General features: G+C 46.6%; 1 pseudogene. It reads right to left on the bottom strand.

What is annotated here, in order from left to right:
• Positions 1-356: pseudogene (locus tag E5355_RS19260) on the bottom strand (IS4 family transposase); the annotation flags it as partial.

Genomic DNA, 356 nt, shown 5'->3' with positions numbered 1-356 from the left:
GCTGTTGAGCCATCCTGTCCATTCCTTTCCGATGAACTCGCGGTCTGCCACAAGGCAGTCGATGCAGTCTGCTCCGAAAAGACGGATAAAACGTTCCATAATTTTCTTGCGTTCTTCCCAGTTGGAGTTGCCACGTTTCGGAAGAAGGCTGAATATCAAAGGGAAGGCAATCCCTTTATAGGTTATGCCCAACATAAGGATGTTTATATTGAACTCCCCGAATTTCCAGTTGGTACGATCCATGCTGAGCACAAGACCTGTCTTGACAGGAAGCAGCGAGAAAATCATACGGGCTATGACATCAAGGTCAAGAACATACTTGGCAAAGAATCTTTGGAGCCGTCTGAGGTTGGAAT

The organism is Bacteroides muris (ex Afrizal et al. 2022), assembly GCF_004793475.1.
Taxonomy (GTDB): domain Bacteria; phylum Bacteroidota; class Bacteroidia; order Bacteroidales; family Bacteroidaceae; genus Bacteroides; species Bacteroides muris.
This window is presented reverse-complemented; position numbering and strand designations above follow the sequence as displayed.